The 26710-nt window shown below is 60.1% G+C and carries 23 protein-coding genes, 2 tRNA genes and 1 pseudogene; 16 read left to right on the top strand and 10 right to left on the bottom strand.

Translation table 11 applies throughout. The annotated features are described in order from the left end of the window. Window positions 1-53 precede the first annotated feature (53 nt). Window positions 54-1358, top strand: a complete 1305-nt coding sequence (serB, locus tag CS919_RS08965; RefSeq protein ID WP_099299148.1) for a phosphoserine phosphatase SerB — start codon at window positions 54-56, stop codon at window positions 1356-1358. Here serB and CS919_RS08970 read toward each other — a convergent pair. Continuing rightward, a complete protein-coding gene (locus CS919_RS08970; protein WP_099299149.1) occupies window positions 1355-2932 on the bottom strand; it encodes an AMP-binding protein in 1578 nt (525 codons plus the stop codon). The genes serB and CS919_RS08970 overlap by 4 nt on opposite strands. Window positions 2933-3160: 228 nt before the next feature. On the opposite strand from CS919_RS08970, the gene CS919_RS08975 reads away from it, so the two are divergent. Together CS919_RS08975 and CS919_RS08980 are read left to right on the top strand one after the other, a co-directional pair. Continuing rightward, window positions 3161-5803: a YhgE/Pip domain-containing protein gene (locus tag CS919_RS08975; protein ID WP_234990885.1), complete on the top strand. Its 2643-nt coding sequence runs from the start codon at window positions 3161-3163 to the stop codon at window positions 5801-5803. Then, entirely contained in the window at window positions 5800-8154 is a 2355-nt protein-coding gene (locus tag CS919_RS08980) for a YhgE/Pip domain-containing protein (protein WP_268803832.1), read from the top strand. The genes CS919_RS08975 and CS919_RS08980 overlap by 4 nt, the downstream gene beginning before the upstream one ends. Here the strand turns inward: CS919_RS08980 and CS919_RS08985 are convergent. Beyond that, window positions 8144-10192 (bottom strand): ATP-dependent DNA helicase, encoded by a 2049-nt coding sequence (locus tag CS919_RS08985; RefSeq protein WP_200818371.1) that lies wholly within the window; start codon window positions 10190-10192, stop codon window positions 8144-8146. The two genes, CS919_RS08980 and CS919_RS08985, sit on opposite strands and share 11 nt — an antisense overlap. Beyond that, entirely contained in the window at window positions 10189-11535 is a 1347-nt protein-coding gene (locus CS919_RS08990; RefSeq protein ID WP_234990887.1) for a nicotinate phosphoribosyltransferase, read from the bottom strand. The genes CS919_RS08985 and CS919_RS08990 overlap by 4 nt, the downstream gene beginning before the upstream one ends. An 84-nt stretch (window positions 11536-11619) precedes the next feature. Here CS919_RS08990 and clpS point away from each other — a divergent pair, with 84 nt between their 5' ends. The 9 genes from clpS (at window position 11620) to CS919_RS09035 (ending at window position 19279) form a co-directional block, all read left to right on the top strand. After that, window positions 11620-11925 carry an ATP-dependent Clp protease adapter ClpS gene (gene clpS, locus CS919_RS08995; RefSeq protein ID WP_099299151.1) on the top strand — a complete coding sequence of 102 codons (306 nt, stop codon included), beginning with the start codon at window positions 11620-11622 and terminating at the stop codon, window positions 11923-11925. Window positions 11926-12005: 80 nt separating this feature from the next. Beyond that, window positions 12006-12632 carry a DUF2017 domain-containing protein gene (locus tag CS919_RS09000; RefSeq protein WP_099299152.1) on the top strand — a complete coding sequence of 209 codons (627 nt, stop codon included), beginning with the start codon at window positions 12006-12008 and terminating at the stop codon, window positions 12630-12632. Next, the gene (locus tag CS919_RS09005) at window positions 12632-13768 is read left to right on the top strand and encodes a P1 family peptidase (protein WP_099299153.1); all 1137 of its coding nucleotides are present in this window, start codon (window positions 12632-12634) and stop codon (window positions 13766-13768) included. Before CS919_RS09000 ends, CS919_RS09005 begins: the two co-directional genes overlap by 1 nt. Beyond that, on the top strand, window positions 13755-14453 hold the full coding sequence (locus CS919_RS09010; protein ID WP_099299154.1) for a rhomboid family intramembrane serine protease: 699 nt from the start codon (window positions 13755-13757) through the stop codon (window positions 14451-14453). The genes CS919_RS09005 and CS919_RS09010 overlap by 14 nt, the downstream gene beginning before the upstream one ends. Then, the gene (murI, locus tag CS919_RS09015; RefSeq protein ID WP_099299155.1) at window positions 14443-15327 is read left to right on the top strand and encodes a glutamate racemase; all 885 of its coding nucleotides are present in this window, start codon (window positions 14443-14445) and stop codon (window positions 15325-15327) included. Before CS919_RS09010 ends, murI begins: the two co-directional genes overlap by 11 nt. Window positions 15328-15478: 151 nt before the next feature. After that, window positions 15479-16276, top strand: coding sequence for an MBL fold metallo-hydrolase (locus tag CS919_RS09020; RefSeq protein WP_099299156.1), 798 nt, complete (start codon window positions 15479-15481; stop codon window positions 16274-16276). 71 nt (window positions 16277-16347) lie between these two features. Further along, the gene (gene rph, locus CS919_RS09025; RefSeq protein ID WP_099299157.1) at window positions 16348-17094 is read left to right on the top strand and encodes a ribonuclease PH; all 747 of its coding nucleotides are present in this window, start codon (window positions 16348-16350) and stop codon (window positions 17092-17094) included. Further along, the gene (locus CS919_RS09030) at window positions 17094-17735 is read left to right on the top strand and encodes a non-canonical purine NTP pyrophosphatase (protein ID WP_099299158.1); all 642 of its coding nucleotides are present in this window, start codon (window positions 17094-17096) and stop codon (window positions 17733-17735) included. The genes rph and CS919_RS09030 overlap by 1 nt, the downstream gene beginning before the upstream one ends. Window positions 17736-17899: 164 nt before the next feature. Then, the gene (locus CS919_RS09035) at window positions 17900-19279 is read left to right on the top strand and encodes an amidohydrolase (protein WP_099299251.1); all 1380 of its coding nucleotides are present in this window, start codon (window positions 17900-17902) and stop codon (window positions 19277-19279) included. Between the two features lie 15 nt (window positions 19280-19294). Here the strand turns inward: CS919_RS09035 and CS919_RS09040 are convergent, their stop codons facing one another. Continuing rightward, on the bottom strand, window positions 19295-19651 hold the full coding sequence (locus CS919_RS09040; RefSeq protein ID WP_099299159.1) for a DUF3817 domain-containing protein: 357 nt from the start codon (window positions 19649-19651) through the stop codon (window positions 19295-19297). Window positions 19652-19705: 54 nt separating this feature from the next. After that, a complete protein-coding gene (locus tag CS919_RS09045; protein ID WP_194186642.1) occupies window positions 19706-20143 on the bottom strand; it encodes a hypothetical protein in 438 nt (145 codons plus the stop codon). A gap of 108 nt (window positions 20144-20251) precedes the next feature. Between CS919_RS09045 and CS919_RS09050 the strand changes: the two genes are divergently transcribed. Beyond that, window positions 20252-20336, top strand: a tRNA-Leu gene (locus tag CS919_RS09050). A gap of 363 nt (window positions 20337-20699) precedes the next feature. Here CS919_RS09050 and bcp read toward each other — a convergent pair. Beyond that, window positions 20700-21203 (bottom strand): thioredoxin-dependent thiol peroxidase, encoded by a 504-nt coding sequence (gene bcp, locus CS919_RS09055; protein WP_099299160.1) that lies wholly within the window; start codon window positions 21201-21203, stop codon window positions 20700-20702. A gap of 134 nt (window positions 21204-21337) precedes the next feature. Here bcp and CS919_RS09060 point away from each other — a divergent pair, with 134 nt between their 5' ends. Together CS919_RS09060 and CS919_RS09065 are read left to right on the top strand one after the other, a co-directional pair. Further along, window positions 21338-21616 (top strand): DUF3618 domain-containing protein, encoded by a 279-nt coding sequence (locus CS919_RS09060; protein WP_099299161.1) that lies wholly within the window; start codon window positions 21338-21340, stop codon window positions 21614-21616. Then, window positions 21617-22759: an AbrB family transcriptional regulator gene (locus CS919_RS09065; RefSeq protein WP_234990888.1), complete on the top strand. Its 1143-nt coding sequence runs from the start codon at window positions 21617-21619 to the stop codon at window positions 22757-22759. A gap of 32 nt (window positions 22760-22791) precedes the next feature. Here CS919_RS09065 and CS919_RS09070 read toward each other — a convergent pair. From CS919_RS09070 to CS919_RS09080, 3 genes and pseudogenes are all read right to left on the bottom strand, one after another. Further along, window positions 22792-23124: pseudogene (locus tag CS919_RS09070) on the bottom strand (amidohydrolase); the annotation flags it as partial. A gap of 90 nt (window positions 23125-23214) precedes the next feature. Continuing rightward, complete coding sequence (locus CS919_RS09075; protein ID WP_099299163.1) at window positions 23215-24204, bottom strand: LLM class flavin-dependent oxidoreductase; 990 nt, start codon at window positions 24202-24204, stop codon at window positions 23215-23217. A 133-nt stretch (window positions 24205-24337) separates the two neighbouring features. Next, window positions 24338-24413 (bottom strand) — tRNA-Lys (locus tag CS919_RS09080). Between the two features lie 358 nt (window positions 24414-24771). Between CS919_RS09080 and CS919_RS09085 the strand changes: the two genes are divergently transcribed. Next, a complete protein-coding gene (locus CS919_RS09085; RefSeq protein ID WP_099299164.1) occupies window positions 24772-25983 on the top strand; it encodes a L,D-transpeptidase in 1212 nt (403 codons plus the stop codon). A 78-nt stretch (window positions 25984-26061) separates the two neighbouring features. Here the strand turns inward: CS919_RS09085 and CS919_RS09090 are convergent, their stop codons facing one another. Beyond that, the gene (locus CS919_RS09090) at window positions 26062-26601 is read right to left on the bottom strand and encodes a flavin reductase family protein (RefSeq protein ID WP_099299165.1); all 540 of its coding nucleotides are present in this window, start codon (window positions 26599-26601) and stop codon (window positions 26062-26064) included. Between the last annotated feature and the right edge of the window lie 109 nt (window positions 26602-26710).

The raw sequence follows: 26710 nt of genomic DNA on the forward strand, positions 1-26710 counted from the left end.
TTCCGGCGGACACAACGCGCCACACATAAGCACAGACAAAGAACCTAGGGACAATGACTTCTGACACAAGCCCCGTATCCAACCCACACGCTGACTCGCAATTCGAAGGCACCGTGACTGACACCCTCGAAGACGGACTCGTGCCGGCACTACTGACCGTCACCGGCCCGGACCGCCCCGGCGTGACCGCAGCGTTCTTTAGCATCCTGTCTGACTTCCAGGTGCAGCTGCTGGATATTGAGCAGTCCGTCTTCCGCGGCAATCTGTCCTTGGCTGCGCTGGCCGGCGTGGGGAAACAAGACCTCGATTCACTGCGCGACGGCATGCAGGCCACGCTGAGTTCCTATGGCATGGGCGTGCAGGTGCAAGCGGACCGAGACCTGGAATCGACCCGTCCACGCTCTACCCACGTCATGGTGGTGATTGGGCAGCCGGTGACCGCGGCGCACATCTCGCAGATCGGACAGACGCTCGCGGATTACGGTGCCAACATTGATTCGATTCATGGCATCGCCGATTACCCAGTCACCGGGTTGGAGCTGGAGCTGACCGTGGCCAATGCGTCTCCCGGGGGCGGTGTGCCTCTTCGTAAGGCTCTGGCGGAGCTCACCGGCGAGATTGGCGTGGACATCGCCATCGAGCGCGGCGGATTGGCGCGGCGTGCGAAGCGTTTGATTTGTTTCGACGTGGACTCCACTCTGATTCAGCACGAGGTCATCGAAATGCTGGCCGCGTACGCAGGGAAGGAAGCGGAGGTTGCCGAGGTCACCGAGCGCGCGATGCGCGGCGAGCTGGACTTCTCGGAATCCCTCCACGAGCGCGTGAAGGCTCTGGCCGGACTGGATGCCTCCGTGGTGGACAACGTGGCGCGCGATATCAAGCTCACCCCAGGTGCACGCACCACAATCCGCACGTTGAAGCGGTTGGGTTACAAGACGGGCGTGGTGTCTGGCGGGTTCATCCAAGTGATTGAGCCGCTGGCGCGGGAGCTGGAGCTGGACTTCGCACGAGCCAACACCTTGGAGATCAAGGAGGGCAAGCTCACGGGACGGGTCATCGGCCCGGTTATTGACCGTCGTGCCAAGGCGGAGTCATTGAAGGAGTTCGCGTGGTCCAATGGCATTCAGCTGTCCCAGACCGTGGCCGTGGGCGATGGCGCCAACGATATTGACATGCTCTCCACGGCCGGCTTGGGTATTGCCTTCAACGCCAAGCCTGCTCTGCGTGAGGTGGCGGACGCTGCAGTGAACCACCCGTTCCTCGACCAAGTGCTGTTCCTGTTGGGAATCTCGCGCCATGAGATCGAGGACGCGGACCTGCGCGACGGTACTTACCGTCGCGTTCCGCTGGAGGACTAGCGTTCGGTTTCGCGTTTCTTTAATTCTCGACGCAATATCTTGCCGGTCGCAGACTTAGGGATCTGGTCCAAGAATTCCAATTCCCGGATCTTCTTGTATGGGGCAACACGATCGGCCACGTGTGCCATGATCGCGTTCTTTTCCTCTTCGGTGGCCTCCACTCCGGGCTGAAGAACCACGAAGCCCTTAGGGATCTCCTCGCCCTCGCGCTGTACGCCGATGGCGGCGGAATCTGCGACGTTGTGGTGGGTGAGCAGGGCGGCTTCTAGCTCGGCTGGCGGAACCTGGTAGCCCTTGTACTTGATCAGTTCCTTGAGGCGGTCCACGATGAACACGTGGCCTTGCGCGTTTTGCACGGCCAGATCGCCGGTGCGCAGCCATCCGTCATCCGTGAGGGTGGCTGCGGTTTCTTCGGGGCGGTTGAGGTAGCCGCGCATGACCTGTGGCCCTTGGATCCACAGTTCGCCGACTTCAGAGAGCTCCTCGCCAGCTGGCAGATCGATTTCCTCCAGCGTCTCCGGATCCATCAGTTTGTGCGAGGTATTGGGCACTGCCTCGCCGATGGCGCCGCGGTCATACTCTGGCTTGATGTTGATGTGCGTCATCGGAGAGGTTTCCGTCATGCCGTAGCCCTGCTGCATGTGCACGCCCAAGCGCTCTTCCACCGCAGCTGCGAGGTCCGCGTTCAGGCTGGCAGCGCCGGAAAACAGCGCGCGTAGCGAGGAGAGGTCGTAGTTGTCCACGGCCGGGTGCTTGGCTAGCAGCACCGCGATGGGCGGGGCAATGAAGGAGAACGTGACGTTGAAGCGCTGGTGAGCGCGCAAGAAGCTGTCAATCTCGAAGCGCGGCAGCGTGACCAGCGTGGCTCCTGTAGCCAGGGCGAGGTTGACTAGCGCCGTGAGTCCATAGATGTGGAAGAACGGCAGCACGCCGAAGACCACATCGTCCTTCTTCACCAAGCCCATGGATTTGGCCTGCATGACATTCATCGCCAAGTTCTCATGAGTTAGCTGGACTCCCTTGGGCAAAGCAGTAGTGCCAGACGAATAGGGGAGTGCGGCCAGGTGAGACGCGCTGTTGATCTTGACTTTAGGAGCGGTGCGGCGCTCGGCGAACCACTGTTGCAGCCCGTTGTTGGCGTCGAGAAAAATAACCTGCTCCACACCGACCTTTTTGGCGGCGTTGGCGGACGTCTCACCGAGGGCAGCGACGGTGAGCAACATGGACGCGCCACTGTCCTCGAGTTGGGCGGCGATGGAATCTTCGGTGGCCAGCAGGGACACGGGGCTCAGTACAGCGCCGAGTCGCCACACAGCGTGCGCGGCGACGATGAAGCCCACGGAATTGGGGCAGTGTAGCGCCACCACATCGCCGGGTTGAACGCCCAGGTGGTACAGGCCTCCGGCGGCGGATTCGGTGTGAGTCCGCAGCTCGGCGTAGGTGGTTTCGGTGCCGTCGGCCACATCGATGATTGCTACCTTGTCCTCTAGTTCGGAATCGATATCACCGTAGAGGAGGTCGAAAAGTCCGAGTTGTGGGGACTCGATATCCGTTTGAGAGCTGGCGATTGGCATATGGTTCTCCTTGGTTGGGATCCGTGAAGCCCCAATCATAGTTTGTTTCTGAAGGCAAATAGTCGCAATGCGATAAATGGGCCTCGCGGTCACGTGGCGAGGGGTGAAAGTTCGTTTTTTCGAGTCGACGCCAAGCTCCAACAAGCGCGAGCATTACAAAAATATTTCTACATTTAGAACTAGCATCGTTGCTAGAGGGCGTAGCTCAAGGTGCTAGCATGATGAACCGTGAGGACAACGTGGACCGTACTGCTAAGGGATATCGCCCGCCTATTGAGGGTGCCTCAGGTATGGGTGATCCTCATCGGCGTGATGGTTACCCCGGCTTTGTACTCTTGGTTTAACGTTGCGGCCTTCTGGGATCCTTACGAGAATGTAGAAAACATTCAGGTGGCGGTTGTTAATGAGGACACGGGGGATACCTCTTCTCTGACTGGTCCGCTGGATGTGGGCGGCCAACTTGAGGACAACCTCAAGGAGAATGACCAGCTGGGATGGGCGTTCATGGATGCCCAGGAGGCCGACGAGGCCTTGCGTAAAGGCGATGTTTACGCCTCCATCACCATTCCTCCCTCGTTCACCGCTGATATTCTCGGCATTTTCGAGGGCAAGTACTCGGAACCTGAACTGAAGTATCAGGTCAACGAAAAGATCTCCGCGATCTCTCCCAAGATCACGGACACGGGCGCAAACAGCCTGGATGCCGTCATCAATTCGGTGGTCAAGGAAAAGGTCGCTGACGCGGTGACCAAGGAGCTCAAGAAGCAGGGCGGTCGCCTGGAAGATCATTTGGATAGCGCGCAAGGCAATGCGATCGATGCCTTTGATGAGACCTCACGGACGCTGGATAATGCCAGCAATGAGCTGGCTGGGGTGCAGCAGAAGATAGCTGATGCGGACCCGACTATCGTCGCGGCTCAAGATACCTTGCGTTCGGTTGATACCTCCCTGGATACGGCGCAGCAGTCTTTATCAGAAGTTCAATCGATCATGACGGACGTGCAAGGTGAGATCTCTACATTCGCCACGGAGACTTCCGGCGCCTTCGTGGATGGCACGGGTGCATTGGCTGATGGAACGGCATCTGCGAACTCGGCGGTGGCCTCAGTCGCCGGAGAGCTGGAACGAGCAAACTCCACTGTGGGAACCGCACGCCGTGATGCCTCAGATGCTCTGAGACAGGGCGAGCGGACAGTGGAACAGCTGCAGGGAATGCTGCGTGCCACGGCGCTGGCCCCGGGTGCTACGCAGCCATTGCAGGACGCTCTCAACGGTTTGGAGGAGCGTAACGCGGAAAACCGGGCCATCTTGGATGACCTTGATGCACTGGGTACCAATACTTCCGAATCGCTGACGGCTCTGAATGATGCCAGCGATGCGCTGGAACAAGCTACCGGACAAGCCAATGATTCCGCTGAAGCGTTGCACAAAGCCACGGGAGAGACGCTGCCTAAAGTCCAAGCGGCCATCACCCGATTGAACAACACTGCCGGCGGGTTTTCCGGCGCGATTGGTGCTACCCGAAACCAGATCGGAAGCTCGATCACGCTCCTGGATGGAGTGCGTGAGCAGTTGGGAAAAACCAGCAATGTGCTGGGCACTTTTGGGAGCGAACTCGAGGAGACGGCCGATGGTCTGAACACCGCGAAGATGGATGTGGCGGCTTTGAAGTTCGCCGAAGATGGCAGCTTGCTGGATACCGTGACATCTTTAGATTCCGTGGGAATTTCCCGCTTCCTCGCCTCACCTGCTGAGATCAACAGCCACGCTGTCTACCCCGTGAGCTCCTATGGCTCCGGTATGGCGGCTCTGTTTACCAACCTGTCGCTGTGGATCGGCGCCTTCATGTTGACGATCATCTTCCGCGTGGAGGTGGATAGGGAAGGCCTCAGGAGGCTGTCTGTCAGGCAGGCCTTGAGCGGGCGATTGGCTTTGCTCGGCATATTTGCTTTTTGTCAGGCTGTGATCGTATCGATCGGTAACCTCATCATTGGCGTGCAAACCGTAAACCCGTTGGTCTTTATCGGCACGGCGGTGTTCATCGGTATTAGCTACGTCACGATCGTCTATAGCTTGGTCGCTACCTTGGGGCACTTAGGCCGAGGAATCGTAGTGGTGCTTGCTTTCCTACAGATCACGGGGGCCTCGGGATTGTATCCGATTGAAATGACGCCAGACTTCTTCCAACTGATCCACCCGCTATTGCCGATTACGTACGGTGTGGATGCGCTGCGTGAAACCATTGGCGGCTTTTATGGCACCTTCTACTGGAAGTCCGTGGGAGTCTTGGGATTCATGGCGCTGATGGCCTACGTGGTGGGAGTCCTGCTGAAGCGCGGACTCGCCAATGTGATGCGCTTGGTCAACGAACAGCTGGACAGGGGCGAGCTAATCGTTAGCGACCGAGTGGAAGTTGCGGGGCATGGATATCGCCTGCGCGATGTGCTCATCGCCGTGCGCGATCAGGATGCTTTCCGCGATACGCTCGACCATCGATGGAAGACGTTACGCACAAACTACTCGTTCTTGCTGCGTTTAGTGGCAATCGTGGGACTCGTTGGCAGCGTGGTGATCGCGCTGTTGGCACAGTTCCTCCGAGATCACAGCGACATCCTATTTGGATTGCTGTGCGTATGGTTCTTCCTGATCATTGCCTTTGTGGCCGGATTGGAGTACGTCAAGCAAAGCTACCGGCACGCTTACACCCTGTCTGAATTGCCGTCGAAGGAGCTACGAGACGAACTCTCTTCAACGATGTCTGCCAGCTCAATGCCAAGAGAGTCCAACGAACCAAAATCCACCCTCACCGCGAGTAGCCACGGCGAATCCCGTCAGGATTCCACGAACGACGGCCAAGGTAGCCCATCATGATGAGCGCGCGAAGAATCTTCACACAGGATATTTGGTCCATTAGACACAACACCATGACCGCTCTAGTGGTGTTTGGCCTAGTCATTATCCCGATGCTATTTTCCGTGTTCAATGTTCTGGCCAGCTGGGATCCGTTCTCGCGCACGGACGAGCTGAAGATCGCGGTTGCAAGCACCGACGAGGGATACAAGAGCGATCTGGCTGCGCTGGATGTCAACGTAGGTGACCAGGTTCTGGCACAGCTGAGCCGGAACCATCAGATCGATTGGGTCATCACGAGCAAGGACGAGGCCATTGAGGGAACTAAATCTGGTGAATACTACGCCTCGATCGTCCTGCCGCCAGACTTCAGTACTTCACTGCTGAACTTCTATGTCACGGGTACCGAGTCCACAAAGCTGGACCTGTATACCAACCAGAAGAAGAATGCCCTGTCCACGGTCATCACTTCTCAGGGCGCTGACGGTGTAATCAACCAGATCAATGCGAACTTCACTAAGACGGTGAGCGCGGTTGGTCTCGGTGTGGTTTCTTCGCTGGACGATTACCTCAATGAGGCCGATACTCAAGCCGCCCTCGAACGCATTCAATCCCGCGTGGGAAACGTGAGCGTGCGGCTACATTCCGGAGCCCAGACCGTGCGCTCCTTCGCGGATCTTTTGGACACGTCCCGGCCACTGATTCAGAGCGCGGGCGATATCGCGTCTGCGGCGGGTGCGCAGTTCGATGATTCCAATACGAGCATCGGCGGTGCCACTGAGGATGCCTCCGGATTGGAAGCGACAGTTGGCGGCGCCTCGGATTCGGTCGAGGCCTCGCTGAATGCGACGTCGAATAGCTATGACCTCGTGGGGCAGCGCCTAGATGCGCTGTTCGAGAACGTGGACAGTACCGGGAACTCCGCTGCGGACACCTTTGATTCCATCGCGCAGCGAGTGCAGACACAGACTGACGGTCTGCAGAAGTTGCGAGATACCCTTGACCAGACGGTTGTGCAGCCCACCCCAGCTCAGGCACAGCCCGATATCGAGCGAGCGCTGGCTGGTCTGGATGCTGCCATCGGACGCAGCCAGGACCTGCACGATCGCTTGACTCAGACCAGTAGCGATATCCGTGCAGGGGGCGCATCGGCGCAAGAATCCAGCCAAGGCGTGCGTGATGCGATCGAGAGGGCGCGCAACGCCGTGGAGAATGCCCGCAATTCGTACAACACGAATCTCCGCCCTCAGCTCCAGCAATTGGGCGGCACCCTCAACCAGCTGGGCGATGACATCGCTGCTGTTCGGCAGAACTTGGACACGGTCAAAGGCCAGCTGGGCGATTCGCCGGGATCGTTGGACCAGAGTCTCGCCAGTGCACAGTATTCGGCTCGCACAATGGCGGACAAGCTCGATGAGCAGAGCCAGCGCTTCTCTGATCTGGAAGGTGAGCTCGCCAATGCGGGCAAGACCGGAGATCTCTCTCGTCTGGCCCAAATCACGGGGGCAGACCCGGAGGCCCTGGCTAGCCAGTTGGTTTCTCCTGTTTCGGTAGCGCGTGAAGAGGTCTACCCCGTGGTGAGCTTCGGCGCCGGCATGCTACCTCTGTACACAACGTTGGCGCTGTGGGTGGGCGCGCTGCTCACCGCCGTGTTGGTGCGTCCAGCAGTCACGTATACCAAGCGGCAGATGATGGGTACGGATTCTGAGTCCGACGCCGAACTCGCCGACGAAGACGCTGAATACGAAGACGAAGCTGAGTACAACGACGAGGATGCTGAAGAGGTAGGAGCCGGCGACGATCCTGACGAAGTAGCAGGCGAGGAAGATTCCGAAGAGGAAGCCTCCGATGCCGACGAACCAGCATTCTCCCCGGCACAGAGCTACTTCGGCCGGTACTGTATTTTCGCGCTGATCGGCTTGGTGCAGGCCACCTTGGCTGTGGCGGGTCTACTTGTCTTCACCCACGCAGAACCAAAGCATCCATTTCTGCTCCTGCTCACGTGCATGGTGACGAGCCTGGTGTTCATGCTCATCGTCTACACACTGGTGCTGTCTTTCGGTAATGCGGGCAAGGCCATAGCGGTGCTCATACTAATTATCCAGGTCTCAGGCTCTGGCGGCGCCTATCCGCTGCCACTGCTGCCAGACTGGTTCCAGCACATTAGCGGCTGGCTGCCCGCCACTCACGCGATCAACGCGATGCGCTCCGCGATGGCGGGAATCTACCAGGGCGATATTTGGATTCAGCTGGGCACCCTGTTGCTGTTTGTGATCCCAACCTTGTTCTTGGGGCTGGTATTGCGACGCGGACTCGACGGCTACAACCGTCGCATTAACGATGGCATCGAACGCACTAGGATCATGGCTTAAGACGGCGCAGCGCGCCCAGCGCCGTCTTCTGCGAGTTGGTCTCCCAGAAGTCCGGCATCGAATTACGCAAAAAGCTGCCATAGCGTGCCGTCGCTAAACGTTGATCCAACACGGCGACCATCCCGCGATCATCCACCGAACGCAGCAACCGTCCCGCGCCTTGGGCCAGCAGTAGTGCGGCATGGGTCGCGGCAACCTCCATGAAGCCATTGCGGCCAGCCTTCGCCGCGGCTTCCTGCCGCGCCTTCATCAAGGGATCATCAGGGCGTGGAAACGGAATGCGATCGATGATCACCAGGGACAAGCTCGGCCCAGGCACGTCCACGCCCTGCCATAGGCCCAATGTGCCGAACAGACACGTGGACTCGTCCTCACGGAACTGCTCGACCAGCGAGGACATGGAATCCTCGCCCTGCAACAGAATCTTGTGCGGGACCACTCCGCGGAGCTGATCCGCCATCTCCTCCGCGGCGCGCCGGGAAGAAAATAGCCCGAGCGTGCGCCCACCGGCAGCGTTGATGAGCTGCGCGGTCTCGTCGATGGCATCGGCAGAAAGCCCTTCGCGCCCTGGCTTATCCAAGTGCGTGGCCACGTAGAGGATGCCGTGCGTGCGGGCATCGAAGGGAGTGCCGACGTCCAGGGTGGTGGCGTCGGAAGAAAGACCCCACTGCGCCATCATCCCGGTGAACTTGCCTCCGAGGGCGAGGGTTGCGGACGTCAAAATGACTGTGGACTGGGAGAACAATCGCTGGCGAAGCAGATCGGCAACGCTCAACGGCGCCACGAAGATCTGCTTTCGCTTGAGGTCTGAAGACAGCCACACCACATCTTCACCCAGCAGGTCAGCGGGCTTATCGGCGGCATCAGGGGCAGAGGCAGACAGCACGCGCTGGGCGGTATCGTGCAACTCCTCGGTGGCGGCGATCAGAGCCTGGCGTTCGGCGGCTTGGGCGGGATCGTTGCTGAACTCGCCCGCGGGGATCCCGCTGATGGTGCGGTTAGCTTTCCACGCGGCATCGCGGAGGGATGCCAGCGTGACGTCCAAACCAACGGGCACCTCGGTCCACCTGCCGATGATGGAACCCGGACGGCCCACGGGCTCAGAGGCGGCGATGGCGGAATCCAAAGCTTTGGTCCACGCATCCCCGGCGTCCTCGAGCTCGGAGCCAGCGTCCTTGCCACTCTCGCCCGCCTTCGGCGCGAGCTTTTCCACGCGTTTGGCCAGGATGGCGATGGCGGTGGGGGACAGCTCGGCGGTGGCAGCGGAGGTGATCCGCGAGACCAGCTCGTGGGCCTCATCGACCACCACCACGTCGTGCTCCGGCAGCACGGGCGCATCGGCCATCGCATCGATGGCCAGCAGTGCGTGATTAGTCACCACCACATCCGCCTGCGCGGCCTTGGCACGCGCGAGCTCCGCGAAGCACTGTTCGCCGAACGGGCACCGCGAGGCACCCAGGCACTCGCGAGAAGCCACGGAGACCTGGCGCCACGCCTGATCGCTGACACCGCGTTCCAGGTTGTCGCGGTCTCCATCTTCAGTCTCATTGGCCCATTCGTGCAGGCGTTTGACCTGCGCACCGGTGTGGGAAATCTCCTCGGAGGAGAGCAAGGCTTCGGCATCGGGATGCACACCCGTATCGCTGTTGGCCTCCTTCGCGCCGCCGTGGACCTTGTTCAGACACAAGTAGTTGTTGCGGCCCTTGAGAATTGCAGATTCCAGTGGCCGGGGAAGCTCTTCTTTAAGTGCCTTGCTCAGCCGCGGGAGGTCGCGCTCCACCAGTTGGCGCTGCAGGGCGATGGTGGCGGTGGAGATAATCACTGGCAGGTCATCACCCATGGCACGCTGAATAGCCGGGATCAGGTAGGCCAGCGACTTACCCGTGCCCGTGCCGGCCTGAACCGCCAGGTGCTTGTGCTCTGACATGGCGGAATGCACCGCATCGGCCATCTTCTGCTGGCCCGCGCGCGGGGTGCCGCCCAGCGAATCTACAGCGGTCGCGAGCAGCTTCTGTGTGGAGTTCTGCTTGTCCGTCACTGGGAAATGTGGCGCACGGTCAGTGCAGGTTCGTCACGAGTCAGCGCCAGGCCTTCCCACGGCAGGGTGACCAGCTGTGCGGCCAGGTAGTCGCGGGATTCTTGCAGGGTGGGCAGGTTGTCCACCAGCTCGCCGTCGTGAACCAAAGGCACGGTTAGCGCGCGGGTGGTGAAGCCGTTCGACGCCGGCTCCTCGCCACCAAATGGGTACGTCAGTTCTTCCACTGCTGTGCCCGTTGCTCGGCAAAGGCGGACCGCGGCCTTGGCCCCGCCCTGCGAAGCCTTTCCGCGGGCGCGCTTGGCCACGGGGTGGCCTTCTACCTCGACCAGCTTGTAGACCAAGCCGGCGGTAGGAGCATCGGAGCCAGTGACCACGGAGGTGCCCACGCCGAAGGTATCGACGGGCTCGGAGCGCAGTGCCGCGATGGTGAATTCGTCGAGGTCGCTGGAGACCACGATCTTGGTCTTCGTGGCACCTAGCTCATCGAGTTGCGTCCGAACCTCGCGGGTGAGAACACCCAGGTCGCCGGAATCGATGCGCACGCCGCCGAGCTCCGGACCAGCGACCTCCACGGCATTCTTCACGCCCTGGGCAATGTCGAAGGTGTCTACCAGCAGCACGGTACCTACGCCGAGGGCATCGATCTGTGCTTGGAAAGCGGCCTTTTCATCAGGCATTCCGTTGTCATCCACGTGCAGGAGAGTCCATGCGTGCGCAGCGGTACCGGAGGCAGGGATGCCGTAGCGACGAGCGGCTTCCAGATTCGAGGTGGCGTCGAATCCCGCAAGGTACGCAGCACGCGCGGCGGTGACGGCGGCATACTCGTGCGTGCGCCGCGACCCCATCTCGATGATGGAACGCCCCGCGGCGGCGGTGACCATACGGGCGGCGGCCGAAGCCACGGCAGAATCGGAGTTCAGGATGGACAGGATCACCGTCTCCAGGATCACGCATTCGGCAAACGTGCCGCGCACGGAGAGAATCGGGGAGTTGGGGAAGTACAGTTCGCCTTCGCGGTACCCATCAATCTGCCCGGTGAACCGGTAATTGCGCAGGTACTCCAGCGTTTGTTCGTTAAGGAAGTCCAAGTCCTCCAGCTGCTCTTCCGTGAACACGAAGTCCTGCACAGCTGCCAGGACGCGGGCGGTGCCCGCGACCACGCCATAGCGGCGCTCGTTAGGCAGGCGCCGGGTGAAGACCTCGAAGGCACACTGGCGGTGCGCGGAGCCATCAGCAAGTGCTGCTTCCAGCATGGTGAGCTCGTATTTATCCGTCAGCAAGGCAGAAGAGCGCTGACGAGTACTGCGGGCGTTCGCGGATTCACGGTTCTCAGTGGAAGTCACCCGTATCACTCTAGTACCCCGTTCGGACAGCATGCGTCGGTTGGGCAGGGACACAGCAGGGGAGAGGTCGGTATGGTGTAGGTCATGACGTCTCCAGCAGCACCAACAGCAACGCCAGTAGAGGAAAAGGTTCCGGACACACTCACGGAAGCCAACCTGCCCTGGTTGTGCATCTGCTGGGATGATCCCGTGAACCTGATGAGCTACGTGACCTATGTTTTCCAAACCACCTTGGGCTATTCGCGCAAGAAGGCCACGGAGTTGATGATGCAGGTGCACAACGAAGGCAAAGCCGTGGTCAGCTCTGGGGAGCGCGACAAGGTAGAAGCAGACGTGAAGAAGCTGCAAACTGCCGGTCTGTGGGCCACGATGCAGCGCTCGGACGGTTAACTTTTCCCTGGTTGGTTCTCCAGATTTCACTCTCTAGGTTTCATTACGACCCACCCGCTTCGAGGAGGAAGCTAGCACCCATGGATGCATGGTCGAAGAAAAAAGGCATGATGCGTGGCACACGGTATGTGACCAGGCTGGAGCCGTTGGAGCGGGAAATGCTGGGGGAGAGTGCATCCACCATCGCCGATGCGCTGATGGAACGTGTGCGCAGCGCACCAAAAGATGAGCTGGCCGAGCTGACCGGCATGACCTCGGGGCACGCCGATGCCCCGGACAACCCCGCGCTCGCCCGCTTGCTGCCGTCCTTCTTCAAAGACGGCGCGGAGGAAGTCGAGGGCGATGCCTCCCTGATGCGTCAGCTCAACGAGACGGACATCATTCGCAATAAGCTGTTGAGCCTGCGCGTGGTGGCCGATGCCCTGGGACCGGATGGCTCGGTGAACTTGACGCTCTCCGAGTCCGAGGCGCGGTTGTGGACTAACGCTGTCAGCGATATCCGCACCTATCACTACCAGCAGCTGCAGACGCTGATCGCGCGTCACGGCGAGGACGACGAACGCTGCGTGGCCGCCCAGCAGTACATGGATTGGCTCGGCGGGCACTTGGATTCTTTGATGTTTGCGATGATGGGGGACCTGGATATCGATGACTCCTTCGGCGATGAGCCAGGCAACCCCGAGGATCGTCCTGACGGGTCGCGCTAATGAGCGTGGAGCTGTTCGGTTGTACGCCCGGCGCGCGCAATGGCTTGCTGGATGTACCGGGGTTGGGTCTGGGCCATGCGATCTGTGACGAGGGCCAGGGAGATTCCGGTGTGACGGTGGTTGTGGCCCCGGAAGGTGCCGTGGCCAGCGTCGATGTTCGCGGGGGAGGTCCCGGAACCAGGGAGACGGATTTGTTGTCTCCGGAAAACACCGTGGGTGCGATCCATGCGGTGGCGCTGTGCGGTGGGTCCGCATTTGGTCTCGACGCCATCGCGGGCGTCATGTCCGAGCTGGAGTCCCAGGGTATTGGTTTTCCCGTTCTCGGAGAACTCGCCCCGGAGCTGAAGATCCCGATTGTTCCGGGAGCGGTCATTTTTGACCTGTTGTTGGGGAAGTGGGAGTCCCGTCCCACCCAAGCCACGGGAGTGGAGGTTGCCCGGCGCGCCTTAAAGAATTATCGCGCCGGGAATGAGGACACGAACGCAACTCACGAACAGGGCAACGTGGGCGCGGGTTTGGGTGCTGCTGCTGGAGCGCTCAAAGGCGGCTTCGGCCAGGCCAGCGCAGTATTTCCGGAAGGCACGCTTTTAGCTGGATACACCGTCAGCGCTGCCGTGGTGGTCAATCCTCAAGGGACCGTGTTCAACCCAGCAACAGGGATGTTGTGGGGAGCGGAGGCGGAACTCGGCGAGGAGTTCGGAAACCTGAAGGATGTCACGGTGCCTATGGACAACGTGGAGAAGATGGCAGCGATGAACGTGCTGGGAACCAAGATCTTGCCGGAGATGGTGGGCTTTTCTGAGCTCAACACCACCATTGGCGTGGTGGCCACGGATGCGCCGATCAGCAAAGCGCAAGCCAAGCGGCTGGCGATGTCTTCACACGATGGGCTGAGCCGAGCCATCCGACCAGTGCATATGCCGATGGACGGCGATACGCTGTTTGCATTGTCCACAGCCCAGCAGCAGGAGGGTCCCTCGGACAAGGCCACGAGCGTGGATCCGATTGGCATGAGCATGCTCTCTGCAACGGGAGCCAACTGCGTGGAGCGCGCGATTGTCCACGCAGTGTTGAACGCCACCACTGCCTATGAAACTCCCTCGTGGAAGGAGGCCGCCGGTTATGACAGGTCCTAGCTACGGCGGGCCTCACTACGGAGGCTCTCAGTTTGGCGGTCCCAACTTTGCAGGCACTCCTCCAGCGAAGAGAAAGCAGAAGCCTAACCGTTTCGTCTCTGCCGGGCTGACCACGTTTACCTTCTTGGTGGTGCTGTGGGTCGTGCACATCGTCAATGCATTCATGCACCACCGGCTGATCTACTACGGAATTCGTCCCGGCGATACCGACGGACTGTGGGGCATCCTGTTCGCCCCCTTCATTCACGTTGATTTCACGCACCTGGTGATGAATTCTTCCGCCGTGGCAATACTACTGTTCGTCCTGGCTTTGTCCGGGCAGCGAGAAGTGTGGATTAGTTCCATCATCATCGCGCTGGTGGCAGGCGGTGCCGTCTGGTACTTCGGCAATCCGTACACCGTCCACGTGGGTGCCTCGGGACTCATCTATGGGTGGATGGCTTATCTCATCGTCCGCGGGTTCTTCACCCGCAACGCCACACAAATCATGCTGGGCATCATCATCGGCTTTACGTATGCGGGATCGGTGTGGGGCATGCTCCCCGGCCAAGAAGGCGTTAGCTGGCAAGGGCACTTGTTTGGAGCTATCGGCGGAGTAATCGCCGCGGCGAGCGGGGTGGCGTCGAACAAAAAGAACAATGACCAACTGCTTGCGCCACAGAGAGGAATCAACCATGGGCGATGACCAGGTGACGAACAACGTTGACCTTGCCGACATCGGACCGGAGACGTTCAACAACGCACCCATCGGCGTATTCGATTCCGGCGTGGGCGGGCTGACCGTGGCGCGCACGATCGTGGACCAGCTGCCGCACGAATCGCTGATCTACATCGGCGATACGGCGCACTCGCCCTACGGGGATAAGTCCCTGGACGAGGTGCGCACGTACGCGCGGGCGGTGGCGGATGACTTGGTGGCTCGCGGCTGCAAGATGATCGTGATCGCGTGCAACTCGGCGTCCGCGGCGTTTGCAGACATTGCGATCGAGGACTACGACGTGCCCGTCATCCCCGTGATCCTGCCCGCGGTAAAACGGGCCACGTCGACCACACACAACCGCAAGGTCGGAGTGATTGGAACGGCCGCTACCGTCGCCTCGGGCGAATATGAGCGCACCTTCGAGCGCTACATCGCGGACGAAGGCCTGGCGGAGGTGGACGTGTATTCCGAGGCATGCCCGCTATTCGTGCCCTTCGTGGAGCGGGGAATCACCACCGGACGGCAGATACTGGGCATCACGGAGAACTACCTGGAGCCGTTGAAGGAAGCCGGGGTGGACACAGTGGTGCTGGGTTGTACCCACTATCCGCTGCTCACGGGCGTGGTGCAGCTGGTGATGGGCGATGAGGTCACGCTGGTATCCAGCGCGGAGGAGACCGCGAAATCCGTGTACCGCACCTTGAGCGAATCCGGTCAGCTCGCGGATACGGATCCCGATCGCGAGGTGAGCCTGAGCTTCGAATCCACGGGCGATCCGGCGCGCTTCGCCTCCTTGGCCACGCGGTTTTTGGGCCCGGCGATTACGTCCGTGTCTCACATCCCGGAATTGTTCCGCTAAGTTTTTCGGGGATTTATGCGCGTTAGGCGCCTTCACCGGGGCAAATGTGCACAAGTGAGGAAGCAGGCAACGGCGCACCCCGTGTGACGTTTCCTAACTTATGGAGTTTTCCTTAGGGCAAAATGCCCAATCCATGTGACAATGTGCATCTATGGAACTGATTGTCTTGGGCTGTTCTGGCAGCGTAGCGGGCCCGGATTCCCCCGCGTCTGGGTACTTCGTGCGCGGTTCCGGCCAAGAGAGCGTGTTGCTAGACATAGGCCCGGGAGTGCTGACGGCCATGCAGGCCACCGAAGGCATCGAGCCGTCCGAGTGCCACGTGGTGTTCTCCCACATGCACGCCGACCACTGCCTAGATTTCCCATCGTTGCTGGTCTGGCGGCGTTTCCACCCCACGGCCGCGGCCACGCGCACGCACACGTTGCTGGGGCCGGCGATCGCCCAAAAGCACCTGTCCATGGCCGGCGCGGATTACCCAGATTCTCCAGACGACATTTCTGACACCTTCGACGTCCGTGTTCATGAGGTGGGTTTTGGTGTTTTCGACGCCAACTCCTGGCCATCCCACACCGTCGGTGATTTCCAGGTTTTCGCCGCCCCCGCTGTGCACACAACGGAGGCCTACCTCACGCGTATTCACGATGCCCAGGGCAAGAGCTTTGTGTACTCCGGCGACACCGCTGCCACGGATACTTTGGCGCAGTTTGCCCAGGGAGCGGACCTGCTGCTGTGCGAGGCTGGATGGGGCGAGACCTCCGAGGGCAAGCCCACGGGCATGCACATGTCTGGGCAGGAAGCGGGGCGTGCGGCCGCAGAAGCTGGGGTGACCACGTTGGTGCTGACCCACGTACCGCCTTGGGGTGACAAAGACGCAGCGCTGCGGGGTGCCCAGCGAGAGTTCGATGGGGAGATCATCGTGGCGCACGCCGGAATGGTGCTCAACTTCTAGGAAGTTAATTGAGCGGTCGTCCAAATTTGCCGCTCGGAGAGTTGTCCTGACCGCCTTGTAAGGTGGCAGACATGGCTAACGACACAACCTTTACCCGCGCGGACGGCCGCGCCACCAACGAACTGCGCCCCGTGCGCATCACCCGAGGATTCACCTCCAATCCCGCCGGCAGCGTGCTGGTGGAGTTCGGCAACACCCGCGTGATGTGCACAGCTTCCGTGGAATTTGGTGTTCCACGCTTCAAGCGCGATTCCGGCGAAGGCTGGCTGACCGCCGAGTACGCCATGCTTCCTTCCTCCACCCATGAGCGCATGCCGCGCGAGTCCATGCGCGGCAAGGTCAAGGGACGCACGCACGAGATCTCTCGTCTGGTTGGCCGCTCCTTGCGCGCAGCTGTTGACCTGCGCGAACTGGGCGAAAACACCATCGCCATCGACTGCGATGTGCTCCAGGCAGACGGCGGCACCCGTACCGCTGCCATCACTGGCGCCTACGTAGCACTGGCCGATGCGCTGGCATACCTGCAGGAGCAGGGCGTGGTTCCGGGCCAGCCACTTCGCAGCCCAGTCGCCGCTATTTCCGTGGGCCTCATCAACGGCGTGCCATGCCTGGACCTTCCCTATGAGGAGGATTCCCGTGCGGACGTCGACATGAACGTGGTCATGACCGAGGAAGGCCGCTTCGTGGAGATCCAAGGCACCGGCGAGCACAACGAATTCACCCGAGACGAGCTGAACCAACTCCTAGACCTCGCCGAAGGCGGCCTGCAAGAGCTCATCGCAAAACAAAAGGAAGCACTCGCAGGAGAATTGAACTAATGCGGGTGCTGGTGGCGTCGAGAAACGAAAAGAAACTCAAGGAACTCAACCGGGTCCTCGATAACGCGGGGGTGACCGGCATCGAGCTGGTGAGCCTGCGCGACGTGGCCGAATACCCGGAGACTCCGGAGACCGGCGCGGATTTTGTGGACAACGCGCGCATCAAAACTGCCGACGGAGTGCGCCACAGCGGGCTGGTCACCATCGCCGATGATTCCGGCATCTCTGTCGACGAGCTGCGTGGCATGCCCGGTGTGCTGTCCGCACGGTGGTCTGGTGTGCATGGCGACGACGCCGCGAATAACCGTTTGCTGCTGGGACAATTGTCCGATACTCCCGACGAACGACGCGGCGCGCACTACGTGTCTGTGTGCGTGATGGAACTACCCCAGGAGATTGCTGTAGCTGCTGGCATGGATACGGTCAACGTGGCAGAAGGCCGCTGGGAGGGGCGCATCGCCCGGGAAGAGCAGGGTGTGGGTGGCTTCGGCTACGATCCGCTGTTCCTGCCTGACGAGGAACCAGGCAAGTCCGTGGCGCAGCTATCCGCCGAAAGGAAGGACGAACTTTCCCACCGCGGAAAGGCTTTGGCGAAGTTAGTACCGCTTTTGGAAAGGCTCAGTAGACTAGAGACAGCCTGAGTAAAACGCCTTTGGTGGCTTTTGCTCCAGTAAGTACATAAGCACTCCCACTCTGCTGAAAGGAACATCAGTCCGTGACCGCCGAAACGGGATCCACATCAGGTCGCACCCTGAGCCCTCGAGGACATTTGGCCGCTAGCCCCGCGGAAATCGTCGAGGATTACATGGGCCCGCTGTACGGCGGACGGTTCGACAAGGAAACGGTGGCCGACGGAGGCCAGCTGGACTTGGAGTGGCTGGAAGAAACCTACAAGGAATTCCACCGAGAGCCGGAACTCTCCACGGCGGAGGAAAGGACCGCAGAACGCATCATCCGCGAGCTCGGCTACTTCAAAGATTGGGACGTGACCACCGGAATTGGTGGCTACGGCATCACCGCAGTGCTGGAAAACGGGGAAGGCCCCACCGTGCTGTTCCGTGCGGATTTCGACGGCCTGCCAGTGGCAGAGAAAACAGACGTGGACTACAAGTCCAAGCACTCCCAGCTGGATGCACAAGGGCAGCGTGTTCCCACGATGCACGCCTGTGGACACGATCACCACACCATGTCCCTGCTGGGTGCCATGCGAGTGCTGGATGGAACCCGGGATCGCTGGTCGGGCACCGTGGTGGCATTGTTCCAGCCCGCCGAGGAGGCTTCGATCGGTGCCAACGGAATGATTTCCGATGGACTGGGCACCAAGATCCCGCGCCCGGATGTGTGTCTTGCGCAGCACATCATCGCTGGGCCTGCAGGGCGCGTGTTTACCGCGCCGGGACCGGTGATGACCAGCTCCACCACCATCGAAATCACGCTGTACGGTCGCGGCGCTCACGCCTCCATGCCACACCGCTCTGTGGATCCCGTGGTGCTAGCTGCATCCACGGTGATGAAGCTGCAGACCGTGGTTTCTCGCGAGGTTCCGCCCAACCAGTTCGCTGTGATCACCGTTGCCTCGGTGGAAGCGGGCAAGGCGAATAACGTGATTCCGGATTCCGCGAAGATCTCGCTGAGCTGCCGTTTTTATGATGAAGCGCTGCGTAAGAAGTGCGTGGATTCCATTAAACGCGTGGTGCGCGCCGAGGCGATGTCCATGGGTGCCGAGCGTGAGCCGAGCTTCAAGTTCGTGGGCATGTTGGGAGCGACCAACAACTCCGAGGAAGTTTTCACCACCATTCGTCAGAACTTCGACCAGGCATTCGCTGCGGAATCCGTGGACATGGAGCCATGGACGGCATCCGAGGATTTCCCCGTGCTCCCCAGGGCGTTTGGCGCTCCGTACATGCTGTGGACGGTGGGCATTACGCCACGGTGGCAGTGGGACCGTGCGGACAAGGCTGGTCGGTTGGATATCGACATCCCGACCAACCACAATCCGATGTTCTTGCCGGATCTGAAGACCCTTCCAGTGGGCGTACGCGCGGCGGCCGTGGGCGTGCTCTCTTGCCTGCAGCGCGCTTGGGAACGTCCAGAGGATCAGGCCGATGATTCCACCTACCGGCCCACCGCACCGACCGATCAGGACATCGACGAAGTGGCAGTGGAGACTGCCGGCGCGGATTAAAACTGCCGGCGCGGGTTAAGGAAGCTGGAAGGCTTCCTTAACCTCCAGGCGGCGCTTGCGCTCCACGTAGAAGCTCAAGAAAGGCACCACACCAGCCAAGATAGTAGTGAGCCACTTGGCTGGCTCCCAGCGGGCCTTCGTGCCGAGGTCCAAGCAGGCTATGCCATACACCATGAAGAACAGGCCGTGGGCTGGGCCAATAAACGAAAACCACGCTGGCTCATTGCCAGAGCCGAACACGAGATACTTTGCGATCATCTCCACAACTAGTACCAACAGCCAAATACCGGTGATGATCGCGGCGATGGAGTAGAACTTCAGGCTCTTGGCCACGCGCTTTTGACGCTCGGGGTGGATAGTGGCATTAGTCATTATTTCTGTGCTTCTTTCTAGAAAACGAAGACTAGGGGTTGTGAAGGACTGGGGTTATTTATCCCGCGGGACCGTGCGGGAGGAGCGCCGTCGATCATCGACTAGGGCGTTGGATTGAAGATCCGTACCGGAACTGTTGCCCGGCAACTCGATGAAATCATCTGGGATCTCGCGCATGGACTCGCGGACCTTTTTTGGAACGGCGGCCATGTCCTCGCCCTCGAGGCGTTCGCGCTCGTACTGCATGTACTTGTAATAGGCGAACACCATGAAGCTGCCGAAAATTGGCCACTGCAGGGCATAGCCCAAGTTCTGGAAGTCCCCGGAGGCGGACGTGAAGCGTTCCCACTGCCAGAATGCGAGTCCAATGGTGGCTAAAACGGCCACGACGAGAAAGCAAATTTGGATGATTCGAACCCGCAGCGGGAAGGGCTGAGCCTTCTTAGCGTGCTGGTTGGCGGGGAAATCGTCCCGATGCTGCTGGGTGCTCACAGTGAAACACTCTACCTACCTGCGGGTTGAAGAATCCAACCGCTGTCTTGCTAGGATTAAGCTCGGTGTTGCCTTAGCGTGCGAACGTGAAAGTGAATGCGACACGATGCGCCTGTGGCGGAATTGGCAGACGCGCTGGATTTAGGTTCCAGTGTCTTATGACGTGGGAGTTCAAGTCTCCCCAGGCGCACCACACCCCATCTACCTCAATAGATGGGGTTTTCCCATACCCGCCGAATCCCTTGTTCCCGCGATAATCCCGCTCGTCACGATGATCCCGCTTATCACAAGGGCATGTGCACAATGATCCCCCAGAAGTGCCACATGATTTGCGTTTTCCCAGGTCGCAGGAAAGGGCGTGACGCTTCTGGGGGATCATTGTGCAAACCGCCCCGGAAAACTACTCAATCCCTAGCCTAGGAGCCCTTCGAACCTGGCGACGAGGATTTATGGGGAGCCCGGAGCGCCCGCGAACCCAGTGGCAAGGAACTAGGGGGAGCCCGGTGGCGAGGACTTAAGTGGAACCGAGGAACCGGGATCGAGAGAAACCGGAAAACTACTTCTCCAGCTCCTTGATGATGCGCGCCACGTGGCCCGTTGCCTTCACGTTGTACTTCGCCAGGGCGATGTTGCCCTGCTCATCCACCACGAAAGTGGAGCGGATAACTCCCTCCACGACCTTGCCGTAGTTCTTCTTTTCTCCATACGCGCCGTAGGCCTTCATGACGGACTTGTCAGCATCGGAGAGCAACGGGAACGTTAGCTCGTACTTATCGGTGAACTTCTTCAGCGCTTCCGGCTTATCTGGAGAGATTCCTACGACCTCCACGTCCTGGCCGTTGAGCTCAGTCAGTGAATCGCGGAAATCGCAGGCCTCGGTGGTGCAGCCCGGCGTATCAGCCTTGGGGTAGAAGTACACAATGACTTTCTTGCCCTTGTAATCGCTCAAGGAAACGGTCTCGCCGTCCGCGTTGAGCAGGGAAAACTGCGGTGCAGCCTGACCCTCCTCAAGACGCACGTTGGGGTTGTCAGTGTTCTGAGTGTCAGTGTTTTCAGCCATGTTTGCCAGTGTACCGAGCCTCGCACCATGGGATAGTCGCCCCCGAACTGCTGTCAGCTTCCCCGTGATCCTTTACAATGGATCGAGTTAATTAGTTTGTGAAGCCTGCCGTACATGTACAAGGGAGAATTTCCGTGGCCCGTAGCATCGATGCCATCCAGCGCGATATTGAGCGCACCCGCAACCAGCTTGCCCACACCTTGGATGAGTTGTCTGTGCGTGCAGCTCCTAAGAACCTGGCTAACGATGCCAAGTCTCAGGCTTTCGGCGCTGCCAAGGAGCCAAAGTTCCAGATGATCGCCGGTGGCGTGGCTCTGGGCGTGGTGACTTTGGTCGCTCTGACTGTCTCTTCCAAGCGCAAGGAAAAGAAGCAGATCAAGGAGATCCAGCGTTTGCTGGCTGCTACTCGCTAAGTGAGTAAGCTTCGTTTCTTCCGACCCCGGACTGCCGCTGAGGCATCCGGGGTTGTTGCACGTTGGGGTGCAATTGTTGCCCTGATCGTGGTGGCTGGGCTGGGTGGCATCTTCGGCACGAAGGCCGGTATTCCGGCCGCATGGATCTTCAGCTTCTTGCTGGTCTTCGGCATCTTCGCCATCTTTGGCGACCGCAAGATTCAGCCCGTTAAAAAGGCGATGATCCCCGCCCAAGTCATCATTTCCCTGTTATGTGCCGCGCCGCTGGCCACCGTGGGAATGTCCTCCGCGTTGAGTTACACGGGCGCGGTGGTGCTGTCCCTGGCCACCACCTTCGCAGTCTGTGCCCTGGGTGCTTGGTTGTTGGTGCGGTTTCGCCGGGTTACCCCGGCCACCTCGATTCTTTCGGTGATGGCCGGTGGTGCCAGCGCCATGGTCATGTTGGCTCGCGATATGGACGACGCAGACATGCGCTTTACCACCTTGACCCAGTACCTGCGCCTGTCCATTGTTGTGCTAACGCTGCCAGTGATGGTGCATGTTCTCGGGGGAGTGGGAAGCTCCGGGGGCTCCGGTGGCGCAGAGCAGTCCGGCCCGTGGTGGGCGACCAACTGGGAACCTATCGTGGGCGTGGCTTTGACTATCGCGGTAGTGTGGCTGTTCACCAAGCTCACGCAGCGTTGGTTCAGTGTGTCCTCGCCTTACTTGCTGCTCGGGGTGGCCTTTGCCGTCATCGCGAACCTGCTGGGTGCGCCGGAAGCATTTCTACAGCCCGATGGCCTTCTGGTGAACGCGGCATACGCGTTGATTGGCATCCAAGCCGGTGGCACACTGACCAAGAGTTCATTGCGTCACTTCGCTGGGGCGCTGCCGATCATCATCGGCGTGGTTCTGCTAATGATCATTAGCTCTTTGGGAGTCGCGCTAATCATCAGCGGGGTATCGGACCTGCGAGTGCTGGATGCATACCTAGCAACCGTTCCGGGCGGAATCTACGCGGTGCTGGCATTTGCCCACGAGGCAGGCTCCGACCCGGTGGTGACAGTGGTGCAGGTCATGCGGATGATCGCCATGCTCGTGGTGGGGGCGTATGCGCCGCAGATTATTGAGCTGTGGCGTCGGAAAGAAAACACCTCCACCTAACGATAAGGCCGGCACAGCCCCACCACGGTAACCTACTTAGAGGTCGCCAACCACACGCCCGCGGAAACCACTGCGGCCTCGGCACCGCGATCCAACGTGGGCTAAAGATCCGGTGCGAAACCGAGATTGTGGTTGGTAGGGCTGCTATCCATGTCCGCGAAGCCGCCTAGACCCCAGTAGACGTAGGGAACGCCGAGCTTGTCGGGGATGTAGGAGAAATCCTCAGAGGCGGGAAGGGGATTGATGACCAGGGAATCCTCGCCGAAGTGCTCGTCGAAGGCGGCGTGGACGGCCTCGGTGGCATCGGCATCATGGTCCGTCAGGGGGTAGATATCGTAGTACTCAAAGGTCGGCTCCTTGGGGCAGTGCTCCGGTGAGGTCGAAAAAGTCGTAGAAGTGGGAGAACAGCGGATCGACATCGCTCGTGTCTTCTCCCAACTCTCAGTTCCGTGTGGCTACAGCTCCCAAGCCTTCGCCAGCAGTTCCATTGAGCGTAGCGATTCTTCAGTGGACGTGGAGTTCAGCGAAACCATCAGCTCGTCTGCATCCGCGTGCTTGGCGAAATCGTCCAGGTAGGCGCGCACTTGGTCTGGCGTGCCCTGTGCCCAGTACTGCAGCATGCCGAGGATTTGCTCGCCTGCCGGGGAGTCCACCAGCATGTCCAACTCTTCCTCGGACAGCGTCCGTCCGCGGCCAGCCATGGCGCGCACGCGGGAGCGCTTCACGTGTTCAACTTGGCGGGCGGCCTCCTCTTCTGAATCGGCAGTGGTGACGTTCACCGCGGCGATGACGTAGGGCTCCGGGTGGCGTTCCGAGGGCTGGTAATTTTCGCGGTAGACGCGTACCGCTTGCTGCAGTGCGGCCGGTGCGAAGTGCGAAGCGAAAGAGTACGGCAGTCCCAAGTGTGCAGCCAATTGCGCGCCGAATAGGGAAGAGCCCAAGATGTAGAGCGGAACATTGGTGTTCTTGCCGGGTGTTGCCTCGACGCCAGGGATTCGCGATTCCGAACCCAAGTAGCCTGCCAACTCGGCGACATCGTTGGGGAAATTCTCTGCGGCCGAGGGCTCGCGGCGCAGTGCCCGCAGCGTCATCTGATCCGTGCCGGGGGCGCGGCCTAGACCCAAGTCAATGCGTCCAGGGTGGAGCTCTCCGAGGGTGCCGAACTGCTCAGCGATAACCAGAGGCGAGTGGTTGGGCAGCATCACGCCGCCTGCGCCCAAGTTGATGGACTCAGTATTAGCTGCAACATGGGCGATCAGCACCGCTGGGGCGGCGCTGGCGATGGACTTCATGTTGTGGTGCTCGGCGTACCAGATGCGCTTGTAGCCCAGCTTCTCCGCAAGCTGAGCCCACTGGACGCTGCGCCGGTAGGAATCGGCGGGTCGCTCGCCACTGTAGACGTTGGCAAAGTCGATCAGAGAAAGTGGAATGGAAGGTGAACTCATACTCCCTACAATGCCTGCGCGGAGGAGTTCATTCCATGAGAGGTGGTTTGAGGTGAAAGTTATGCTGCAAAAGGCATGGAAAAACCCCCGATTGCGATCCTGCGGGGATGCGATCGAGGGTGATCAAGATAACTGGTGGGCTAACAGGGACTCGAACCCCGAACCCGCTGATTAAGAGTCAGCTGCTCTGCCAGTTGAGCTATTAGCCCAGTTACTGATTCGTGCAGCGGAACCGCGCTGTGTTCTCTGCAACGAAGAAAAACTATATACGCACTCTCTGCAGGTGCCAAATCGCCTGCTCGCAGGGCTTTAGAGAAGCATCCGGCAAGCTTTGTGGAGGCTGCAGGTGAGTCTGCGTCGGGCTTCCGAAAAACGACCACCACAACCCAGCCGAAACCGAAGAAGACTCGCTGATTCTCATAAGATAACAGTTGGGTTTCGTTTGGCGTTTCCATATAGTCATTGCGGGGACGGGGGAGTAGGGTCTCAAAGAATATGCCCCGCTTGAGGGCCATGATGGCGCAGGTCTGCGTCTATTTTCACAAGCTATATGTTGTTCGGAGAGCAATGCGTTTTCACACCACAATTTCGGTTGCTTCCACTCTGCGTCGCGTGACTGCAGCGGTCGCGGCAGTGGGTCTTACCCTCACCGTTGCAGCCTGCACCATCAATACGGGCGAAGGTGAAGAATCCCGAGGGACAGCGGATCAAGTCGCCCAGAGCGAGGAAGCCCCCAAGGACACAATCACTGCCAACGTTGAAGACGGGGATGATTCCACTCCTGTCGCGGATATGGTGGACGTGAACTCGGATTCCAAGCTCACCGAAGTGACCCTCACCAACGAAGCCGGTGGGGAAGTGGAAGGCAAGAAGTCCAAGGACGGCAAGAAGTGGACCGCCAGCGAAAAGCTGGGCTACGGACGGACCTACACCTTGGAAGCTAAGAACAAGGATGAGACGTTCACTGCAGAGTTCACCACCGAATCTCCTGCTGGTCAGACCAACGCGGCGCTCTCGCCCTTGGATGGCTCCATGGTCGGCGTGGGGCAGTCCGTGAGTTTCCAGTTCGATACCGCGATCACGGATCGGAAGGCTGTCGAGGACCTCATCAGCATCAAGACCACCCCGCACGTCGAAGGTGCGTTCTACTGGATCTCCAACCAGACGCTGCGCTGGCGCCCCGAGGAGTACTGGGCACCAGGAACCAAGGTTGATGTTGAGGGCGATTTCTACGGCCACGATCTCGGCGGCGGTGTCTATGGCGAGGCAGACCGTTCGGCGAGCTTCACCATCGGCGATGCGCTGCGAGCTGTCGTCGACGATTCCGATAAGACCATGACCATCTACCAAAACGGCGAGGTCATCAAGACCATGCCCGTGTCCCTTGGGCGCGATGGTGGCCGCTGGTCCACGCCCAATGGCGTCTACCAGATCGGCGATCAGTACGACCGCCTGACGATGGACTCCAACACCTTCGGTTACTCAGAGGCTGAGGGCGGCTACATCACGGACGTGGATTACGCCACGCAGATGAGCTACTCGGGCATTTACATCCACTCGGCACCGTGGGCATCGTGGGCGTTCGGCAACACTAACCAGTCGCACGGATGCATCAACGTCTCGCCGGCGGATGCGAAGTGGGTCTACGAAAACTTCAAGCGCGGCGACATCGTAGAGGTCAAGAACACCACAGGCGAGCAGCTGGATGGACACGACGGCCTCGGCGATTGGAACATCCCGTGGGAGACCTGGAGCGCCGGCAACGCTGATCAGGGCTAGGTCAGCGCCCGCTCCGGTCAAATAATTCAGACCCCCGACCGAAAATGGTCGAGGGTCTGTTCTTTTTGTTGCGGCTGGTCAGGGGTGTTTGTGTTCTTCTTCCGACGCCAAAGGCAGCGCATTTTCAATGCTGTAGAAGCGATGCCCCTGGTAGAGAAGAGCCGAAGTTTCCTGCAGATTGTGGACCTCCAGCACCTCTGCGGCCACGAGCGTGGCCGAACCAGAGTGCGCGGTATCCGCGACCTTCACGCGGATCACTGCCCGCGCTCCGGGCAGGTAAGGCTCGCCCGTGGGGGCGGTCACCCAGCCCTGCTGCGCGGAAAAGCGCTCCGCGGTGGAGGAGGCAAAGGCTGCGGCCACGTCGGCGTGGGCGTCGGAAAGAAAATGGATCAACAAGGAATGGGCGCGCAACAACCGCTCTGCGGACCCGGTGGGCTTCATGAAGGAGAAACTGACGGCGAGCGGGTCGAGGGAGAGGGAGGACACCGAGGTGGCGGTGATGCCTACCGGCTGGCCGTCGACGGTTCCGGTGATCAGGGTGACTCCAGCGGGATGTCCACGGAAGACGGTGCGAAACGCGTCCTGGAGTTCCGGGGATGCGGGAAGGTGCTGATTCACCGAATGTCCTTTCTTTAGCTCGCGATTGGTGTGCGCTTAGTCAAGGTCCCTAACCGGCGTGCGGACGCGCGCAGAGTGAGGAAATGTACTTACCAGCGTACTAGGGTGC

The organism is Corynebacterium dentalis (assembly GCF_900232865.1).
Taxonomy (GTDB): Bacteria; Actinomycetota; Actinomycetes; order Mycobacteriales; family Mycobacteriaceae; genus Corynebacterium; species Corynebacterium dentalis.

Bases quoted from the DNA above. Each gene is read 5' to 3' on its own strand.
- CS919_RS09085 (WP_099299164.1), top strand. From the start codon at position 24,772: ATGCGTTTTCACACCACAATTTCGGTTGCTTCCACTCTGCGTCGCGTG.
- CS919_RS08980 (WP_268803832.1), top strand. From the start codon at position 5,800: ATGATGAGCGCGCGAAGAATCTTCACACAGGATATTTGGTCCATTAGA.
- CS919_RS09035 (WP_099299251.1), top strand. From the start codon at position 17,900: ATGGGCCCGCTGTACGGCGGACGGTTCGACAAGGAAACGGTGGCCGAC.
- serB (WP_099299148.1), top strand. From the start codon at position 54: ATGACTTCTGACACAAGCCCCGTATCCAACCCACACGCTGACTCGCAA.
- bcp (WP_099299160.1), bottom strand. From the start codon at position 21,203: ATGGCTGAAAACACTGACACTCAGAACACTGACAACCCCAACGTGCGT.
- CS919_RS09020 (WP_099299156.1), top strand. From the start codon at position 15,479: ATGGAACTGATTGTCTTGGGCTGTTCTGGCAGCGTAGCGGGCCCGGAT.
- rph (WP_099299157.1), top strand. From the start codon at position 16,348: ATGGCTAACGACACAACCTTTACCCGCGCGGACGGCCGCGCCACCAAC.
- CS919_RS09030 (WP_099299158.1), top strand. From the start codon at position 17,094: ATGCGGGTGCTGGTGGCGTCGAGAAACGAAAAGAAACTCAAGGAACTC.
- CS919_RS09000 (WP_099299152.1), top strand. From the start codon at position 12,006: ATGGATGCATGGTCGAAGAAAAAAGGCATGATGCGTGGCACACGGTAT.
- CS919_RS09075 (WP_099299163.1), bottom strand. From the start codon at position 24,204: ATGAGTTCACCTTCCATTCCACTTTCTCTGATCGACTTTGCCAACGTC.
- CS919_RS09005 (WP_099299153.1), top strand. From the start codon at position 12,632: ATGAGCGTGGAGCTGTTCGGTTGTACGCCCGGCGCGCGCAATGGCTTG.
- murI (WP_099299155.1), top strand. From the start codon at position 14,443: ATGGGCGATGACCAGGTGACGAACAACGTTGACCTTGCCGACATCGGA.
- CS919_RS09010 (WP_099299154.1), top strand. From the start codon at position 13,755: ATGACAGGTCCTAGCTACGGCGGGCCTCACTACGGAGGCTCTCAGTTT.
- CS919_RS09040 (WP_099299159.1), bottom strand. From the start codon at position 19,651: ATGACTAATGCCACTATCCACCCCGAGCGTCAAAAGCGCGTGGCCAAG.
- CS919_RS08970 (WP_099299149.1), bottom strand. From the start codon at position 2,932: ATGCCAATCGCCAGCTCTCAAACGGATATCGAGTCCCCACAACTCGGA.
- clpS (WP_099299151.1), top strand. From the start codon at position 11,620: ATGACGTCTCCAGCAGCACCAACAGCAACGCCAGTAGAGGAAAAGGTT.